The 18,354-nt window shown below is 66.2% G+C and carries 18 protein-coding genes and 1 tRNA gene; 15 read left to right on the top strand and 4 right to left on the bottom strand.

Annotated elements, in window-relative coordinates; translation table 11 throughout:
- Positions 1 to 2: 2 nt before the first annotated feature.
- A complete protein-coding gene (locus tag HTIA_RS03140) occupies positions 3 to 689 on the top strand; it encodes a PHP domain-containing protein (RefSeq protein ID WP_008527907.1) in 687 nt (228 codons plus the stop codon).
- Between the two features lie 2 nt (positions 690 to 691).
- On the top strand, positions 692 to 1,798 hold the full coding sequence (locus tag HTIA_RS03135) for an asparagine synthase C-terminal domain-containing protein (RefSeq protein ID WP_020936008.1): 1,107 nt from the start codon (positions 692 to 694) through the stop codon (positions 1,796 to 1,798).
- Between the two features lie 423 nt (positions 1,799 to 2,221).
- Here the strand turns inward: HTIA_RS03135 and HTIA_RS03130 are convergent.
- Positions 2,222 to 2,293 (bottom strand) — tRNA-Ala (locus tag HTIA_RS03130).
- Positions 2,294 to 2,580: 287 nt separating this feature from the next.
- On the opposite strand from HTIA_RS03130, the gene HTIA_RS03125 reads away from it, so the two are divergent.
- From HTIA_RS03125 to HTIA_RS03110, 4 genes are read left to right on the top strand one after another with little or no spacing between them, the layout of a single operon-like run.
- On the top strand, positions 2,581 to 3,045 hold the full coding sequence (locus HTIA_RS03125) for a 30S ribosomal protein S15 (RefSeq protein ID WP_008527910.1): 465 nt from the start codon (positions 2,581 to 2,583) through the stop codon (positions 3,043 to 3,045).
- Positions 3,046 to 4,188, top strand: a complete 1,143-nt coding sequence (locus HTIA_RS03120; RefSeq protein ID WP_008527911.1) for a hypothetical protein — start codon at positions 3,046 to 3,048, stop codon at positions 4,186 to 4,188.
- Entirely contained in the window at positions 4,181 to 4,423 is a 243-nt protein-coding gene (locus HTIA_RS03115) for a KEOPS complex subunit Pcc1 (protein ID WP_008527912.1), read from the top strand. Before HTIA_RS03120 ends, HTIA_RS03115 begins: the two co-directional genes overlap by 8 nt.
- A complete protein-coding gene (locus HTIA_RS03110; protein ID WP_008527913.1) occupies positions 4,416 to 5,036 on the top strand; it encodes a 30S ribosomal protein S3ae in 621 nt (206 codons plus the stop codon). The genes HTIA_RS03115 and HTIA_RS03110 overlap by 8 nt, the downstream gene beginning before the upstream one ends.
- A 40-nt stretch (positions 5,037 to 5,076) precedes the next feature.
- Here HTIA_RS03110 and HTIA_RS03105 read toward each other — a convergent pair whose 3' ends face one another.
- The gene (locus HTIA_RS03105) at positions 5,077 to 5,523 is read right to left on the bottom strand and encodes a plastocyanin/azurin family copper-binding protein (RefSeq protein ID WP_008527914.1); all 447 of its coding nucleotides are present in this window, start codon (positions 5,521 to 5,523) and stop codon (positions 5,077 to 5,079) included.
- A 129-nt stretch (positions 5,524 to 5,652) separates the two neighbouring features.
- On the opposite strand from HTIA_RS03105, the gene HTIA_RS03100 reads away from it, so the two are divergent.
- From HTIA_RS03100 to HTIA_RS03090, 3 genes are all read left to right on the top strand, one after another.
- Complete coding sequence (locus HTIA_RS03100; protein WP_008527915.1) at positions 5,653 to 6,360, top strand: protein sorting system archaetidylserine synthase; 708 nt, start codon at positions 5,653 to 5,655, stop codon at positions 6,358 to 6,360.
- Positions 6,361 to 6,467: 107 nt separating this feature from the next.
- Positions 6,468 to 7,748, top strand: coding sequence for a HEAT repeat domain-containing protein (locus HTIA_RS03095; protein ID WP_008527916.1), 1,281 nt, complete (start codon positions 6,468 to 6,470; stop codon positions 7,746 to 7,748).
- Between the two features lie 71 nt (positions 7,749 to 7,819).
- Positions 7,820 to 9,511, top strand: a complete 1,692-nt coding sequence (locus tag HTIA_RS03090; protein WP_008527918.1) for a phospholipase D-like domain-containing protein — start codon at positions 7,820 to 7,822, stop codon at positions 9,509 to 9,511.
- Between the two features lie 42 nt (positions 9,512 to 9,553).
- Here HTIA_RS03090 and HTIA_RS03085 read toward each other — a convergent pair whose 3' ends face one another.
- On the bottom strand, positions 9,554 to 11,479 hold the full coding sequence (locus HTIA_RS03085) for a DHH family phosphoesterase (RefSeq protein ID WP_008527920.1): 1,926 nt from the start codon (positions 11,477 to 11,479) through the stop codon (positions 9,554 to 9,556).
- Positions 11,480 to 11,618: 139 nt separating this feature from the next.
- Between HTIA_RS03085 and HTIA_RS03080 the strand changes: the two genes are divergently transcribed.
- Together HTIA_RS03080 and HTIA_RS03075 are read left to right on the top strand one after the other, a co-directional pair.
- Positions 11,619 to 12,128, top strand: a complete 510-nt coding sequence (locus HTIA_RS03080) for a Mov34/MPN/PAD-1 family protein (protein ID WP_008527921.1) — start codon at positions 11,619 to 11,621, stop codon at positions 12,126 to 12,128.
- Positions 12,129 to 12,557 carry an adenylyltransferase/cytidyltransferase family protein gene (locus HTIA_RS03075; RefSeq protein ID WP_008527922.1) on the top strand — a complete coding sequence of 143 codons (429 nt, stop codon included), beginning with the start codon at positions 12,129 to 12,131 and terminating at the stop codon, positions 12,555 to 12,557.
- A 27-nt stretch (positions 12,558 to 12,584) separates the two neighbouring features.
- On the opposite strand, the gene HTIA_RS03070 is transcribed toward HTIA_RS03075, so the two are convergent.
- A complete protein-coding gene (locus tag HTIA_RS03070; protein ID WP_008527923.1) occupies positions 12,585 to 13,733 on the bottom strand; it encodes a pyridoxal phosphate-dependent aminotransferase in 1,149 nt (382 codons plus the stop codon).
- A gap of 172 nt (positions 13,734 to 13,905) precedes the next feature.
- Here HTIA_RS03070 and HTIA_RS03065 point away from each other — a divergent pair, with 172 nt between their 5' ends.
- The 4 genes from HTIA_RS03065 (at position 13,906) to HTIA_RS03050 (ending at position 18,354) form a co-directional block, all read left to right on the top strand.
- Positions 13,906 to 15,777, top strand: coding sequence for a flippase activity-associated protein Agl23 (locus tag HTIA_RS03065; protein ID WP_008527924.1), 1,872 nt, complete (start codon positions 13,906 to 13,908; stop codon positions 15,775 to 15,777).
- A 53-nt stretch (positions 15,778 to 15,830) separates the two neighbouring features.
- Positions 15,831 to 17,048: a 5-(carboxyamino)imidazole ribonucleotide synthase gene (locus HTIA_RS03060; protein ID WP_079980303.1), complete on the top strand. Its 1,218-nt coding sequence runs from the start codon at positions 15,831 to 15,833 to the stop codon at positions 17,046 to 17,048.
- Positions 17,049 to 17,114: 66 nt separating this feature from the next.
- On the top strand, positions 17,115 to 17,750 hold the full coding sequence (gene purE, locus HTIA_RS03055) for a 5-(carboxyamino)imidazole ribonucleotide mutase (RefSeq protein ID WP_008527928.1): 636 nt from the start codon (positions 17,115 to 17,117) through the stop codon (positions 17,748 to 17,750).
- 196 nt (positions 17,751 to 17,946) lie between these two features.
- Positions 17,947 to 18,354: an NADH-quinone oxidoreductase subunit A gene (locus HTIA_RS03050; protein WP_008527930.1), complete on the top strand. Its 408-nt coding sequence runs from the start codon at positions 17,947 to 17,949 to the stop codon at positions 18,352 to 18,354.

The following is an 18,354-nucleotide window of genomic DNA, read 5'->3' as shown; positions in this document are numbered from 1 at the left end:
GTGTGCTTTCCGTCGAGTTGCACGCCCACTCCTCGCTGTCCTACGACGGGCGTGACGCCGTCGAGAAGCTGCTTGCCAGGGCCGCAGACGCAGGACTCGACGCCCTCGCCGTCACTGATCACGACGAACTCGCAGCGAGTCTCAGGGCCTGTGAGTTGGCTCCCGAGTACGACCTGCTCGGGATTCCCGGGATGGAAGTGACCAGCATCGCCGGTCACGTTCTCGCACTCGGGGTCGAGGAGGCGGTCCCGGCGGGCCTGCCGTTCGAAACGACGCTTGACCGGATCCACGACCAGGGCGGCGTCGCAGTCGTTCCCCATCCCTTCCAGGAGTCTCGCAGCGGCGTCATGGCGACGGTCTCGCGGGCCGAGTTGGCACGGGCCGACGCCATCGAGGTCTATAACTCTCGACTCCTGACGGGGCGTGCCAACCGACAGGCCCGGACGTTCGCCCGCGAACACGGCGTTCCACAGACTGCCGGCAGCGATGCCCACATCAGTGAGATGGTCGGTCGTGCTGTCACACTCGTCGAGACCGACGAGCGGTCCGTGCCGGCGATCCTCGATGCGATCCGCGACGGGCGGACCCACATCGAGGGCCGTCGGACGCCCTGGCACATCAGCTTCCGCCAGGCTGCTGGCGGCGCGAAACGCAAGGCTCGCGAGCGGATCGCCTCGCTGTTTGAGTGATCATGGGTAGCGGCTCGCCGGACGGTCGGCCACAAGTTCAAGGTGCCGACCCGGCCACTGTCCGGCGGGCGGTCGAGACGGGTGATCCACTTCCCGGCACTCGTGGGTTTGCCGGTCGTCTCGACGGTCGACTTCTTCGGGACGTGCTCGGTCGGTACCCGCTGTTCGTCGACGGAGACGACTTGACCTCGTGGGCGTTCGAGCCGGTCCAACTCGTCGACCCGGTCGCTGTCCCTGCCGGCCACGTCCAGACCGAGGACGGATTCAGGCGACGCTGGTCGCTCCCGAGTCCGTCGCCATCCGGTGGTTCTCGTGCTATCGACGCCCTCCAGTCGGCACTCGAAGCCTCACTCGAGGCTGTCGAGACGGACGGGCTCGCCATCGCGTTCTCGGGCGGCATCGACTCGGCGCTGGTCGCGGCTCGACTCGACGCGCCACTGTACGTCGCCGGCTTTCCGGGGAGTCACGACGTCGCGGCCGCTCGGGACGCCGCTGGATTTCTCGATGCGGACCTCCGCGTCGTCGAACTCGATCATGGAGCGCTCGAAGCACACGTGCCGGACGTCGTCGCGGCGACGACCCGGACTAACGCGATGGACGTCGAAATTGCGCTACCGCTGTTTCTGGTCGCCTCGGCGGCGGCCGCCGACGGATTCGATCGCCTGGCCGTCGGGCAGGGTGCCGACGAACTCTTCTCCGGCTACGCCAAGGTCGCCAACGCCTCGGAGGACCCGCGTCTTTCGGCCGAGACTGTCCGTGGCGCGCGCGACGAGGTACTCCAGACGTTGCCGGACCAACTCGAGCGGGACGCACTCGCGATCCGCGCGGGTGGTGTCGAACCCGTCGCGCCGCTGCTCGACGACCGGGTCGTCGAGGCTGCGCTCTCGCTTCCCGACTCGCTTTTGATCTCTTCACGAGGCGATCGGAAGTTCGCGCTTCGGCTTGCCAGCCGCGAGTGGCTCCCTGACTCTGTGGCGTTCCGCGAAAAGAAGGCCCTCCAGTACGGGAGTCTCGTCGCGCGCGAACTCGACCGGCTGGCCCGCCAGGCGGGGTTCAAACGCCGAATGGACGATCACGTCACGCAGTACGTCGAATCGTTACGAGGATAGAGAACGGCGGACCGGACGAATCGGGGGGTATCGGGCCATCGGGGGAGAAAGCCCGATACATCACGTGGCAGTTACGCGGCGTATCGCCGGGGGCAATCGTCCGATCCGATTAGCACATGTAGGAGGTTACTTGTAAATCTTTGGTATATATTCCCGAATGTGAATGAGCATTCACTCACGACGTATCCATCGAGTCTCGTTCGTTTTCCACACCCTTGCTGGCCGAACAGTCCGAGGGAGCAAGCTCCTTTGCTACGCACGCGGACAGCGTGATTGAGCGGCGACATTGTCGCCGCGAGGGTCGCCGAGGGAACGAGACGAACGAAGTGAGTCGAGTGGACTCGGCGGGATTGAGCAAACCCAAAGGGTTTGCGATGTTCGCCGAGTCCTCTGACTGAGCGGAGTGAAACGAAGCGAAAGAAGTGGACTCGGCGGGATTTGAACCCGCGGCCTTCCCCGTGCCAGGGGGATGATCTACCGCTGATCTACGAGCCCGCAACGACATCGCTACCTTTCCGGTGAGTTTTCTTAAACCCATCGAAGCCCGGCGTCCACGCCGGCCAGAGTAGAAACCGTTTAATGGCCGACCCTCGAGATACCGACTGGGAACACACGACCGCAAATCTGACGCGTCGCGCAGGTGTCACAGACACTTTCGGCCTCTTTCGCCGTGCGCGACTTGGGATTGCGGACGTGTCCGGCAGGGATCGTCGGCCCGACCAGTGGGTCGCGTCGCTCGATCCGTGCCACACGTGGCGGTCTGTGGTGTTCCAATTTAGACCATGGCACGAATGCATACACGCCGCCGCGGCTCGTCCGATTCGGACAAGCCAGTGGCAGACGACCCACCGGAGTGGAGTGACGTAGACGAAGACGCGGTCGAGGAGCGCGTCGTCGAACTCGCCGAACAGGGCCACAGCCCGAGCGAGATCGGCGTCAAGCTGCGCGATGAAGGCGTCCAGGGCACGCCCGTCCCGGACGTCTCGCTGGCCACCGGCAAGAAGGTGACCGAGATCCTCGAGGACAACGACGCCGACCCCGAGATTCCGGAGGACCTCCGGAACCTGATGGAGCGAGCCGTGCGTCTCCGGGAGCACATGAACGACAACCCCGGCGACGCCCAGAACAAGCGCGCGCTCCAGAACACGGAGTCGAAGATCCGCCGCCTCGTCGACTACTACCGGGGCGACAAGCTCGAGGAAGACTTCACCTACAGCTACGACGTCGCCGTTTCCCTCCTCGAATAGATGTCCACCACCGGTCGCCAGTCGGGAGACGCCCGCGACGCCGCCAGTCGCCTCCGCGAGGCTGGACTCGTCCACCTCGCCCCCGCAGCGACCGGTGACGCCATCGCCGCGACGGGCGTTCTCGCCCGCGCACTCGATGCGATCGACGTCCCGTTCCAGATCAGCGTCGTGTGCCAGCCAGCAGACGCCGCTCGCGCGACCGAGGCGGATCGAACCGTCGCACTCGGCCGCGTAAGTCCGGATGCGGACCGGACGCTTGGCTCGGATCGACCGGCCAGCGTGGCGGCCTTCGACGTCGCCCGGTCGCTCGATGCGCCGTCAGCACAGTCGACCGACGTCGCCGCAGTCGCTGCGGCGGGTGTCGTCGCAGCCGGCGAGGAGCCGTCTGGCGCGATCGCCGACGCGCTCGTCGATGCTGGTATCGAACGCCGACCCGGCGTGGCTGTCCCGACGGACGACCTCGCCGACGGACTCGCTCACTCGACGCTCGTCCACGCGCCGTTTTCGGGTGATCCCGAGGCGGCCAGAGCGATGCTCGACGAGCGTGACGCTACCGACCCAACGGACGACGAAGCGCGTCGTCGCGTGGCGTCGGTCGTGGCACTGACGGCTGTCGACGGGGCGAACCCTGACACCCGGGCCGCAACGGCCGTCGAAGACGTCCTTCGGCCCTACGCTGGCGGCCCGCTGTCGACCATCGGCGGGTACGCGGACGTCCTCGAGGCCGCCGTTCGCGAGCAACCCGGCGTCGCGATTGGCCTCGCACTCGGCCACGACGACGCGATCGAGCCCGCGCTGTCGGCCTGGCGAACGCACGCCGGACGAGCCCACGACGCCGTTCGGGACGCGACCGTTCGGCGACACGCGGGGCTCGTCGTCGCAGAGGCGGGGCCGACCGGTACCGTCGCTGGACTCTTGCGGGACTTCCGCTCGCCGGAACCGCTCGCGCTCGTCGCCGATGGCGAGCGCGCCACGCTGGCGGCGACCGCCGACCACGACGCACGCGCGATCCTCGAATCGGCAGCCGCGACGATCGACCACGCTGAGACCGTCACCGGTGACGCCGACTGGGCGCACTTGGCCGTCTCCGGCCCAACGGAGACGCTCGTCGCAGCCGTTCGCGAGGTGATCGCCGATGAGTGAGCGCCGAGCGACGATCAGGACGACTCACGAGGACGAAGAGACCGCGACGCGGATCGCCGCGGCGCTGGCACCGGACAACACCACGGAGATGACGACGACAGTCGAGGCGGCGACCGTCGAGACGACGATCGACCGGGAGACGACCGGTGGACTCGCCGCGACGGTCGATGACTACGTCGTGAACCTCTCCGTCGCCGTAGCGCTTTCGACCGAGAAGACACACAACCATGAGTGAACGATCAGTATCACGACAGACACAGGAAAAGCGGTGGTACACCGTGCTTGCGCCCGAGGAGTTCGGCCGCGAGGAACTCGGCACCACCCCTGCAGACGAACCGGAGCAGGTGCTCGGCCGGACCATCGAGACGACCCTCGGTGACCTCCGGAACGACGCCGGCGAGAACAACACGAAGCTGACCTTCAAGATCCGCGATATCGGCAGCGACACGGCCTACACGGAGTTCATCCGTCACGAACTCACGCGGGACTACCTGCGGAGTCTCGTGCGGCGTGGCTCCTCGAAGGTCGAGGCCTACGTCACCGTGCTGACGACGGACGACTACCGCGTCCAGATTCAGCCGGTCGCGCTGACGACCAAGAAGGCTGACGCGAGCCAGGAGCAGGCCATCCGCGAACAGATGGTCGAGATGATCGAGGAGGCGGCCGAGGAGCGGACCTTCGACGACCTGATCGACAGCGTCGTCGAGGGCCGACTCTCGAGTGCGATCTACAACGAGGCGAAGACGATCTACCCGCTTCGCCGCGTCGAGATCCAGAAGACGACCCTCGAAGCGCATCCCGAGGAAGTCGCCGAAGAGGAAGAGACGAGCGTCGACGTCGAAGAGTAACGCCGTTTTCGCTTCGTTTTTCGCGCGCAAGCTCCGGTGATCAGCCGTCCGCTTCTTCGACATCGCCGACGAGGATCACGCCGGCCATGTTGCTCGACTCGTGGGGGATACAGACGTAGGGGTAGCGACCGGGCTGCTCGAAGGTGTGAGCGAACGTCTTGCCGGCGTAGATCGCGCCGCCGCCGTGCTCGTACCACGCGTCGCGGGCCTGCTGTTCGGTCTCGTAATCGCCGGAGGCGAAGTACGCCGTGCCCTCCGGGAGCGTATTTTCGTAGGCGGTCACGGTGTGGGCGTGGGTACTCGTGTTCTTCCAGATCACTGTCGTTCCAGGTTCGACCCGATACTCCGCGGGGAGGAAGGCGCTGCTGGACATCCCGATATCGTGGTCCGCATCGCCCGCGCCACGTCCGAGACAGCCGGCGAGCCCCGCCGTGAGGCCGCCTGCAAGGGCACCCGTCGTCGCGAGGAACGTCCGCCGATCGACCATAGTTCCGCTTGGAGCGAGTCCGACAAAGACTTCGCGGTTCCTGCCGCCCATGCCGGGACAGAGAGCATCGCTAGCCAGTCTCTCGGAGCGGATCGAACCGACTAAGGCGCGCCTCGCCAACGCCAGGATATGCAACTCCGGCCACGATTCCTGGGGCGACTCGGCGTCGCCGACATCGTCACCGTCGCCAACATCGTCGTCGGGTTCGTCGCGATCATCGTCGCGCCACTGGATCCCGCGATCGCGGCCCGGCTAATCCTCCTCGCGGCGATCGCCGACGGCCTCGACGGGCTGATCGCCCGCACCTACGGTTCGACGCCCGTCGGCGAGTTCGTCGACTCGCTCGCGGACACCGTCTCCTTCGGCGTCGCCCCGGCTGCCGTGGTCGTGAGTCTGGCCGATGAGACCGTCCACCTCGACAGCGTTTCGAGCCTGCTCGGTTCCATCGAGGCCGCACTGGTCGTCGGCGTTCCGGCACTGTTCGTGACTGCCGCGGTGATCCGGCTCGCGATGTACACCGCCTACGACATCGAGGAGCGCGTCACGGAGGGCGTCCAGTCGACGCTCGCGGCGACGGTGCTGTCAGCGGCGATCCTGGCTGTGGACCTCCCGGTGGGCTGGCTGGTCGGTGCGGTCGGCCTCCTCGCGTACCTGATGATCACGCGGATTCCCTATCCCGATCTCCGGACCCGCGACGCGCTCACGATGGGCGTCGTGCAGGCCGGTGCCGTCCTGGCTCCCGGCTTCGCTTCCAGGGTGTTCCCACGTCTTCTGCTGACGGTTGCGCTGGCGTATTTCCTGCTCGCCCCGCGGTTCTACCCGCGCGTCGAGACGTGATCCGGATTTCACGTCGCCACTTCTCACGGCCCGCTCAGACACTGCGATTCCGGCCAGCCATAGCGGGAAGGGAAACGCTCTTGGCCGGGACAGCCCCAGTCTGTCCCATGACCAACGGTGACGACGACGCCGAGCCGGACGAGACTGACGGGGCGTCCGGAGAGGAGAACGCCGACCTCGGGGTCGAGGACCTCGAAGCACGTCTCGACGACGCCGAAGAGACACTCGACGCCGCAGAGACGGAAGCCGACCTCGACGACGTCGAGGAGACGCTGTCTGCCATCGAGGACGACCTGGCGGACGCCGAGTTGCCCGAACCCGACGAGGACGAGGACGAAGAGGATCCACAGGACGCACTGGCGGATCGACTGAGCGACCTTCGGGACGGCGTCGACGAACAGCGCGGTCCGTACGTCGAAGACGCCGCCGAGGACATCGAGGCCGTCGCCGGGACGGTCGGAGAAACGCGCTGGACCGAGGACGGCGCGGAGGAGGTCCTCACTGCCGTCGAATCCTTCGGCGACGCCGTCGCCGAGCACGTCGACGTGACTGAGCCAGACAGTATCGATACCGCCGGTGACGCACTCTCTGAAGCCAGTGACGCCGTCGAAGGACTCGATCTGGACCCCGACGACGACAGCGTGGCGATCGCCTCGCTCCTCGACGCGGCCGAAACACTCGCCGACGACGTCGAGGCAGCCGAGGCCTTTGGGGACCTTTCCGTCCGGGAGCAACTCCGCTACGACGGGTTCTACGAGGTCATCGAGGGCGAACATCGCAAGGACTACCCGCCGGAACTCAACGCTGTCCTCTCCTGGGAGAAACGCTACAAGGAATCGCGTGATCCCGAAGACGTCGAGCAGATTCTTCGCGTGCTCGATCTTATGGACTCGGATTTCATGGAGGAGAACGTCCTTGAGACCCTCGAACGCGTCGCGCCGCCGGAGGCGTTCGAGCCGGTCCACCAGCGCGCCCAGCGGCGTGACAAGCAGGCGATCCGCGTCCTCGGGAAGATCGGTGACGACCGGGCGGTCGAGACACTGGTCGACTTCCTCGACGGCGACCCCGCCCTCCAGCGCGTGACGTTGCGCGCCCTCGGCGAGATCGGCAGTCAGGAGGCGACCCAGGCGGTCGCGAACTCTCTCGACGACGAGAACGACAGCGTCCGGAGTTCGGCTGCTCGCGCGCTCGGCCTGCTCGGCGACACCCGCGCGATCGAACCCCTGGCGGACGTCCTCGCCGAGGACGACGCCGACGACGCCCGGGCCAGCGCGGCGTGGGCGCTCAACCAGATCGGGACCGAACGTGCCATCGAGATCGCCGCCGAGTACGCCGACGATCGGGCATACGTCGTCCAGACTGAAGCCGAGAAGGCCGCGAACGTCTGAGCTGGCGCGGCCGGAGACGGCTTTCATCGCGCGCCGCGATTTTATATACCAGAACCGACCCAGCACTCGCCGTGCGTCGTGCGCTCGCCTGTCTGGTGGTCGTCGTGCTGGCCGGAACGTTCGGAGCCGGCGTCGTCGTCGCAGAGCACGACTCGAACGCGCCCGAGGCGACCGGCCCGAACGTCTCAATCGCGGCGATCTATCCCAACCCGGTCACCGAGGGAGACGCCGGCGAATACGTCGTCCTCTCGGCCCCCGCTGAGACAAATCTGACTGGCTGGACGCTCGCAGACGATCACTCGACAGCGCGGCTTCCGAACGCGACCGTCTCGGGTCGGATCGCGCTCTCGACCGATCCGGCGCGGGTGGCTACTCTCACGGACTCGCCAGTTTCCGCACTCGATGGTCACGTTCCGCTGGCCAACGGTGGCGAGAACCTGACGCTCCAGGACGGTCAACAGATCGTCGACAGCGTCGGCTACGAGAACGCCCCCGAGGGTGAACTCGGCCGTGTCGAGAACGGGTCGATCGCCTGGGAACCACTCGGAAAGACGGATTTCGACGTCCGGCGGGGCAACGGTGGGGCGGTGCGGACGTTCGTCCTCCCGGACGCGGGCGGCCTGCCGGTCGAGGTTCTTTCGAGCGCGGACGATCGAATCATGGTGGCGGCGTATACGTTCACGTCCCGGGACGCGACCGAGGCCCTCCTCGCCGCGAGTGAGCGGGGCGTCGACGTTCGCCTTCTCGTCGAGGGTGGGCCGGTCGGCGGCATGAGTCGACGGCAGGCGCGCCTCCTCGATCGACTCTCCGACAGTGGCGTCCGGGTGAACGCCGTCGGCGGCGACGCCGCCCGCGTCGATCACCACCACGCGAAGTACGCCGTCGTCGACGACCGGGCGATGGTGCTGACCGAAAACTGGAAACCCGCCGGGATGGGCGGCCGGTCGAGCCGTGGCTGGGGCGTGGTGCTCTCGGATTCGGGGATCGTCGAGTCCCTCGTGGATACCTTCCGGGCGGACGCCGGGTGGCGCGATGCGATCCCGTGGCGTGAGTTCCGGTCGGGACGGGAGTTCAGTGATCCCACGCCCTCCAACGGCAGCTACCCAACCCGCCACGCCCCGCAGCGCCACGACGCGAAGAGTGTCTCCCTGCTGGTGGCTCCCGACAACGCCGAGGAGGCAGTCATCGAGCGTCTCGACGCCGCCGAGACGTCGATCGACGTCGTCCAGGCCAGTGTTGGCGGGGCCAACCAGTCGTTCGTCCGGGCGCTGAAACGCGCCGCCGAACGGGGAGTCGAGGTTCGCTTGCTGCTCTCCCGGGCGTGGTACGCCGCCGAAGAGAATCGAGCAGTCACCGATCGGCTCGAACAGTGGGCACAAAAAGTGGACGCACCGCTATCAGTCCGACTGGCTCGGCCCCGCGATCGGTTCGGAAAGATCCACGCCAAGGGCGTCGTCGTCGACGGCGAGACGGCCCTGGTGGGGAGTCTCAACTGGAACGATCACTCCGCGCGGGAGAACCGGGAGGTCGTCGTCGCGCTGGCGGGGGAGGGACCGGCCGGATACTTCGGACGCGTCTTCGCCGACGACTGGGCGGCGGCCGTCTGGCGACTCTCGGTTGGACTCGCGGTTCTCGTGGCCGTGGCTGCACTCGTGGCGGTCCTCGTCGGCCGACGCATCGAATTCGCCGACGCCGGGGGATCTCCTGGCGAGGAGCGACTCCTCGCGGAGGATTTCGGCGATATCCCGGATCAAGAGTCCTGAAGATGTCGGGAATCACCAGCCAGAAGTTCGCTTTCGCGCGCTTCAGACGTCCTCGGGAAGCGACGCGGAACTCTGGAGGGCCTCGTCGATCTCGGCGTCGGCCATCTTCTCGACGAGAGCGTCGACGACGTCCTCGCGTCGGCCCTCGACGAACTTGATCGACCCGACGACGAGGTGGCCGCCGCCGCTGACGCCGCCGCTCGGGATCTCCTCACGGAGTTCGGTCACCATCGTGGGGATGTCCAGCCGGACGCCGTCGCTTCGGAGGACGGCGAAGTCGGGTCCGTAGCCGATCGTGATGACGGGATCACCGGTCTCTGCGACCTTCCGATCGTGGATCGTTCCCGTCGTCTTGCCGGGGGCGGGGTACGTGAATCGCCGGGCCGCGTTCTCGACGTCGAGGCGGTAGAGGTGCGCCCCGTTGTCGAGTTGCTCGTGCTCGACGTGGTCCATCGCCGCGTCGAGTTGTTCGGAGACGTCACGCTCGGCCCGCGTCGAGAGGAACTCGACGATCTCCTCGTGGCGGTCGCGATCGTCACACGCGACGTTGAGGACGTCGGTGATCAGCGGGCCGCCGTCGTCGTAGCGAAGCCAGTGGGTGGCGAAATCGAGCGCCTCACCGATGTCCCGGAGGTCCGCCTGCTCGTAGCCGGCACCCTCGGCCAGGCCGAGATAGTCCGACATCGCCTCGGCTTCCGAGCGATCGGCGAGCCCGGCGACCGCCGGGACGTGCGTGAGGTCCTCGGTCAGATCGGGATCGATCATGCGCGCGAGTTCGACACAGAGCATGCCCGTCGTGATCCGGTAGTCCTCGTCGTGGAGGTAGGGATTGACGTGGTCGTCGACGAGTCCCTCGACCGCTTCGGGATCAGGGTGGTGGTGGTCGATCACGACGATCGGGACGTCGTAGTGGGCCAGATTCTGGTAGGCCGGGACGTCCTCCTCGGTCGAGCCGTTGTCCAGCATCATCAGGAGGGGAAGCTTCTGACCGTGGCGTTCGCGACTCTCTAAGGCGTGATTGAGGTCGCGGGTGACGTCCTCCATCTCGTAGTACGGCGCACGACTCGGCAGACGCTTGAGCAGGTGTCGGGCGGCGTCGCCGTCTGCGTGAACCTCCTCGATGAAGTTCTCGAGGGCGACCGCGAGCGGGACGCTCCCGGCGATTCCGTCGCCGTCGGCGTGGTGACGCATTCGAATCGGTCGTCCCTCGAGGACGGCGCGACGGAGTCGGCGGGCGACGGACTCGAGGTCCTCGAGCAGTGGGTCGAGTGCGTCCCACTCGACGAGCGGATCGACGTCGTGGGGGGCTGCGGCTTCCTGGGTCGACTCTTCGAGTCGCGTTCGGAGGTCAGCCGCGGCCTCGTCCGTCACCGGCTCCAGTGATTCGACCTCGATCTGGATGCCCCCGTCACGTTCTTCGACGCGCCCGCGGATCTGGACCAGGTCCTCGATGTCGACGTCGGGGTAGGCCCTGACGCCCGCGTCCTCGAAGGCAGCACACGGGACGACGGACTCGCCGTCTCGGACCTGGAAAATAGTCGGCCCACCGGTCTGTTTGATCTGGACGACTTCACCTTCCAGTCGGACCGACTCGCCGACGTTGTCGGCGAGGTCCGGGCGTTCGCCGTCCGCGTCGGCTTCGACGGCGACGGTGCGGTAGTCGGTCGGTCGACGCTCGGCGAACGCGAGGTCGCCGTTCTCCCGGACGTTTTCGAGGGCGACGATGAGCTTGTCCCCGCGATCGTAGCTTCCCTGGAGATTCGACTCGTGGACCAGTCCCGAGACTTCTTCGGAGAGATCGACGAAGACGCCGTACTCGACGACGCCGTTGACTGTCGCGTGATACAACTCGCCTTCGTCGACATCGTCGAACGGGCAGCGAGGGTCGAGATCGTAGACGACCGGCCGATCGCCGTCCGAGGAATCCGGATCGGCATCGCCGGCGGTCGAATCTGACGAAATCGGCATTGTGTATGTGCGTTCGGCGTCGTCGCCGTTTTAACCTGTTGATAAGCGCCACCGACTGTGCGACGCGCTCACGCCTCGAAACCAGCACAGCATCGTACGCATCGGAACCCTTAGAAGGAACCCGACCGGACGAATTGCTATGCGGCTGTTTCGCTCCGCGGGTGTCGTCGGCATCGCCGAGGCGGCGCTGTCGTTCGCGCTGGCTGCCAGTCGTGACAGCCATCCCCACGAGTACATGGGGATGCTCCGGGGCGAGGACGCGCGCTCGCTCGGCCTCGATCGGGACGGAACAGTCATCACGGACGTGCTGGTAATTCCCGGGACTGAATCGAATTCGGTGAGTGCGACCGTCAAGACGAGTATGATTCCAAACGACGTCCAGAGCGTCGGGTCGGTTCACTCCCACCCCAACGGCGTCCTCAGGCCGAGCGACGCCGACCTGGCCTCCTTCCAGCGTGGCGACGTCCATATCATCGTCGGCGCACCGTACGAACGCGGTGACTGGCAGGCCTTCGACAGCGACGGCGAGCCCATCGAGTTGCCGGTCTTCGACGTCGAACCGCCCGAGGAGTCGTTTTTCGACTTCACGCAGGCAGACATCGACCGCGAACTCCGCGAGGAGAGTGACGAGTGGGAGGGGCGTCACTGAATGACCACCGTCGTCGCCCAGGGAACCTTCGATTTGCTTCATCCGGGGCATCTCCACTATCTCCGCGAGGCCGCCGAAATGGGCGAGGAACTCCACGTCATCGTCGCCCGGCGGGAGAACGTCACCCACAAGGACCCACCGATCCTGCCGAACGAACAGCGCCGTGAGATGGTCGCCGCTCTCGACCCGGTGGAAGCGGCGGTCGTCGGCCACGACGACGACATTTTCGTCCCGGTCGAGCGGATCGATCCCGATGTCCTGGTACTGGGTTACGATCAGCACCACGACCGGGGCGACATCGCCGACGCGCTCGCCGAACGCGGGATCGACTGCGTGGTCAAGCGAGCCAGCCAGTACGAACCCGACTACGAGGGGGCGGTACTCTCGACGGGTCGCATCGTCGAGCGGATTCTCGATCAGCGTCAGTAACAGTTCACTCCACTCCGCTTTAGCGGTTCACAACAAGTCTGCCTCGGCCAGCCGCTCGACACCCTCTCGGAGTCGTTCTCGACTCGCGGCGTACGAGAGCCGGACGTACCCCGGCGTGCCGAACGGACTCCCCGGTACAGTCGCGACATGGGCCTCCTCGACGGCTTCCTCGGCCCAGGCCTGGTCGTCTCCATCCACGGGAAGCATCACGTAGAACGCACCTTCCGGTTCGGGAATCTCTTTGCCGTACTCGGCGAACAGATCCACCAACATGTCCCGCCGCTGCTCGAAGGCTGCCCGCATCTCCTCGATACTCTCGTCGACGTTTCGCAGGGCTTCGACGCCGGCGTGTTGGACGAAGTTGACCGCGCAGGTCACCGAATGGGAGTGGAGTTTCCCCGCCTGCTCGACCAGCTCTTCGGGGCCGGCGAAATAGCCAAGCCGCCAGCCGGTCATCGCGTAGGCCTTCGAGAAGCCGTTGAGCGTGATCGTCCGATCTTCCATGCCGTCGAGCGCCCCCAGACTCGTCGCCTCCCGGCCGTCGTAGGTGATCTCCTTGTAGATCTCGTCGGAGATCACGGTGATGTCGTGCTCGACGGCCAGGTCGCGGACGCCCTCGAGTGCGGCGTCGGAGTAGATCGAGCCGTGGGGGTTGCCCGGCGAGTTGATCACGAGCAGCTCCGTCTCGTCGGAGACCGTCGCCGCGAGATCGTCCAGTGCGGGCTCGAGGTCGAAGTCGTGGGCGGCGGTGTCGACGCGCGCCAGACTCCCGCCGGCAAGCTTGACCATCGCCTCGTAGGAGACCCACGCGGGATCGAGGAGGCAGACCTCGTCCCCGTCGTCGATCAGCGACTGGAAAACCTCGTAGAGGGCTTGCTTGCCACCTGGCGTGACGATGACGTTCTCGCTCCCGTACTGGGTGAGTCCGTCGTCGTGGAGCTTCTCGACGATGGCGTCTTTGAGCTCGGGAATCCCGTCCGAGGGCGTATAGCCCGTGTTGCCCGCGTCCATGGCCGCTTTGGCGGCGTCCTTAATGTTCTCCGGCGTATCGAAGTCCGGTTCGCCGACGCTCAGGTCGACGACGTCGACGCCGTCGGCCTCGAGTTCGGCGGCGAGGTTGCTGATCGCGATGGTCGCGCTCGGTTCGACTCGCGTGATGCGTTCGGCGAAGTCCATGTGTAGTGCTCTCCGTACGGGCCGCCGGCCCGGGTTCGTCACGAACCGGCTCCCGCGTTTCGTGGTGGGTGATGACCGCCCGGCGGGTAAAGGTGTACCGCTCGACTCTCGACGGTCCGGGATATTCGTCTAATCGGAAGGATTCTAACCCCCGGGGACACAGCAAGCCAACATGGCTGAGGTCGCCGACGCCGCTGACCCGCCCTCCCGCGACAGCAGCACCCGAATTCGGGCCGCTATCGCCGAGCATCCAATGGTCGCCGCCGTGCTGGCGTTCACGGCCGTCGGGCTGCTCGCCCGCTTCATCCTCCTCGGATTGCGGCCCGCCCACTGGGACGAGGCCCGCGTCGCCTACTGGGTCGACTACACGTTCGAGACGGGCCGCTTCGCATACAACTCCCACACCCACGGCCCGGTGATCCAGCACCTCTCGCGGTATCTCTTTGGAATTCTCGGGCCCAGCGACACGACGATCCGGATTCCCGTCGCGATCATCGGCGGCCTCCTCCCGCTTTCAGCCCTCCTCTATCGCGAGCACCTCCGGGACGTTGAAGTCATCGTCCTCTCTGGGTTGCTCTCGGCCAACGCCGTCCTGCTGTACTACTCGCGGTTCATGCGCAGCGATCTGCTGGTCGCGACGTTCATGTTCACCGCCTTCGGCCTCTTCGTTCGCTTCTATGACACCCGCCGCATTCGGTATCTCTACGCGGCGACTGTCTGCATCGTGCTGGCTGTCGGATCCAAGGAGAACGCGCCGCTGTACGTGCTCACCTGGCTCGGGGCCGGTGCGATCATCCTCGACGTCGCGCTCTATCGCCCCCGAAACTATCGCGGTGGCCTCGATCTGGTGGCGACGAAGTTCGCTCACTTCCGAAGCCGTCTGGGGGCCGTCCGCCAGCACCCTCGGTTCTACGTCGGCCACGCTATCGGGATCGCTGTCGTGGCCCTGGCGCTGTTCACCGTCCTGTTCGCGCCACGGGGTGGTGGCGTCGACGGAATCTATCACCCGCCGGAGGGACTCAGCCTCTGGGCGGCGCTCGGTAGTCCTCTCAAGATCCCTCACCTGGTCTGGGATACTCTCACGTACGTTGTCTATCCGACTGGCGAGTACTTCGCGTTCGGCGATATGGACGCCGTCATCCTGGATCTCCCCGGGTCGCCGGTCGTCGAAGCGACGGCGTCGAGCACCGATCCCGAAGCTGTCCCTTACCTGTCGCGGCTGTTCGCGATGGGCGGTGGCCTTCTTTCGAAAGCCCCAGCCGTCGTCGGTTTCGGGCTCGTCGGCGTCCTCTACGAACGGTATCTCGCCGAGCGCAGTCGGACGCTGGTGCTGTTCATGTTCTTTGCGGCGGTGTTCTCGGTGATCGGGTACCCGCTGACGCTCTCGATCGACGCGGGCTGGAAGTGGAACATGACCCACGTCGTCGTCCCGCTGGCGGTCCCCGCGGCCGTCGGTCTCGGCATCGTCGGCCGGTGGGCGACGGTCGCCTACCGGCGGAACGATCGGTTCGATCTCGGGCTGTCAGCAGTCGTCATCGTCATCGTCGCGCTACTGGTGGCTTCCGTGGCCGTCTCCGGCGCGTATCCACCGGCCGATCGGTCGGAAGACAACATGCTCGTGCAGTACGGCCAACCCGCAGACGACCTCCGCGCGCTCGACCAGTTGCAGGCAGTCGCCGCGACGAACGCCGGGACGGACGTCGTCGTCTACGACGGCTCGACTGGGGACAACGCGTATGTCAGAAGCGATCCGGGCAGTGTCAGCAAGGACTTCCGGCCCACTTGCACGCAGTGGACGAACCTGCTCCCGATGAACTGGTATCTCGCCGCCTACGACGCCGATTCCGAGTGCGAGGGCGACAGCGATGCGCTCGTCGATCGCACCGAGGGTGACGATCCACCCCCGATCGTGATTACGCGAGACAGCGACGCTACCGTGCCCGAGGATGCGCTCGAAACCGACTACCAGCCACGTACCTATCGGCTCCGGACCTACGGCTCGGAAGCGACGATCTACGTCCACGAGAGCGTCAACGAGGACTGACCGCGGATTGTGCGACGATCGTTCGTGTCGCAAGGCAACCCTTTTGGCCGCGCCTGTGGAACCGCGAGCCAACCGTGACAACTACGCTGCCAGGCCCCACCGTCGGCGTCGTCGGCGGCGGCCAACTCGGCCGGATGCTCGGCGAGGCCGCCGCGCCGCTCGGGATCGAGGTGATCGTCGTGGATCCGACACCCGACGCGCCCGCCTCGCCGGTTGTCGCCGACCAGATCGTCGCCGACTTCGACGACCCCGACGCACTTGCTGAACTCGCAGAACGCGCCGACTACCTTACCTACGAGATCGAACTCGCCGGGACGGGGGTTCTGGAGACAGTAAGCCAGGAGACGGGGACACCAGTCCACCCCAAGCCCGAGACGCTCTCGCTCATCGAGGACAAACTCGTCCAGAAGCGCCGCCTCGAAGACGCCGGCGTACCCGTCCCCCCGTTCCGCGGCGTGGATTCGGTCGACGATCTCCGGGCTGCACTCGACGAACTGGGCTATCCGGCCATGCTGAAAGCCCGGGAGGGTGGCTACGACGGCCGCGGGAACGTCCCGATCGAATCGCCCGACGATGTCGAATCGGCCTTCGCGACCATCGTCGACGCCGCGCCCGGCGCGACACCCGAGGACCCGTCCGGGGCGGCGATGGTCGAAGCCTTCGTCGACTTCGAGCGCGAACTCGCCGTCATGGGCGTCCGTGGCGACGGCGAGCGCGACACCTTCCCCGTGACCGAGACGATCCACCGCGAGGAGATCCTGCGGGAGACGGTCTCGCCACCGCGTGCTGATCCGGCCGTACGCGAGCGTGCCCGCGAGGTCGCTCTGGACGTATTGGACGTGATGGCGGGGCGTGGTGTCTTCGGGATCGAACTCTTCCAGGGGCCTGACGACGAGATCTTCCTCAACGAGATCGCTCCCCGCCCGCACAACTCCGGCCACTGGACCATCGAGGGTGCGCTCACTTCACAGTTCGAACAGCACCTCCGGGCTGTCGTCGGGTGGCCGCTCGGGGCGACCGATCGCCGCTCGCCGACGGTGACGGCGAACGTCCTCGGCGACGTCGACGAGCGACAGGACGCCACACTTCGGAACGTCGATCATGCGCTCGAAGCCGACGGCGCGTCGATGCATTACTACGGGAAGGACGAGGTCTATCGCCTGCGGAAGATGGGCCACGTGACCCAGGTCGGGGACGACGACGCCGATCCGGGCGAGCTACTCGAACGGACGCGTGACGTTCGCGACGAGCTGACGTTCCGGTCGAGTTGAGACGGACTGGATCGCGGCTGATTCGATCCCGACACGCTTAGGCCACCCCCGCGAGCACACTCGCCCATGACGAGCGAGAGCGTCCAGTCACTGATCGACCAGCTTGAAGCAGAGGCCGAGATGGACCGTCCAGCCGAGGAAACCCCGGATATCGGGATCATCATGGGTTCGGACTCGGATCTCGACGTGATGGCCGGCTCCGAATCCGGCCGGCCTGGGGCCTACGACGTCTTGACTGAGGAACTCGACTTCGTCGAACAGACCGACTACGAGACCGCGCCCGAGGCGCGCTTTACCTTCGAGACGTTCGTCGTCTCCGCACATCGGACGCCCGAGTTGATGTACGCCTACGCCGAGACCGCCGAGGATCGTGGGATCGACGTCATCATCGCCGGTGCGGGCGGGAAGAGCGCCGACCTGCCGAACATGACGGCTTCGATCGCGTATCCGTTGCCGGTCATCGGCGTTCCCGTCCAGGAGAAGTCTCTGCCCTCGGTGATCGGGATGCCACAGGGTGCGCCCATCGTCGCTGTCGACGCCGGAAAGTCCTTCAACGCCGCGCTCTCGGCGGTCCAGATCCTCGCCCGTCAGCACTCCGACCTCCGGGAACGGCTTCTCCAGTACCACGACGGGTTACAACAGGACGTCGGCGAGGTCTCGCGGGCGCTGCACGAACGCGGAACGCCGCGCTTCCGTGAGTAGCGCACAACACTGACTGCCAGTCGATTCGGCGTCTCACCGATCCGGTTGCCGTCCAGCGTGACCGGCGACTGTAGCGAGTCGATCGTGATCGAACTCCTGGGAGGACGGGGCAAAAATGGCCGCTATCGCCCGTATCGCGGGCCGAAACACTGAACCCTTATGTGGGACCGCACCCAACCACGGCCAGAGTGGCCACATGAGCAATCCATGGATCGCAATCGGGGCGCTGGCGCTCGTCGGGCTAATCATCCTCCTGTCGATGTTGGCGATCTCGGCGTTACTCCGGCCGAGTGTGCCCGAACGAAGCAAGCGCGCCACCTACGAGAGCGGCGAGGTGCCGACCGGCGACACCCGCATCCAGTTCAACATTCAATACTACATGGTCGCGTTACTGTTCGTCGTCTTCGATATCGAGACCGTCCTCATCTTCCCCTGGACGGTCATCTACAACGACGCCGTCGAGGCCGTCGGCCTCTGGCGTGCGCTCGCGCCGATGGTCGTGTTCGTCGGTATTCTCGCGGTCGGCCTCGGCTGGGCGTGGCGCAATGGGGCCGTCCGATGGGTGACCAGCAAGCGCGCACGCCGACAACGGATCGAATCATAG

Source organism: Halorhabdus tiamatea SARL4B (assembly GCF_000470655.1).
Taxonomy (GTDB): domain Archaea; phylum Halobacteriota; class Halobacteria; order Halobacteriales; family Haloarculaceae; genus Halorhabdus; species Halorhabdus tiamatea.
The sequence above is the reverse complement of the archived record's forward strand: the minus strand, read 5'-3'. Positions and strand labels throughout refer to the sequence as shown.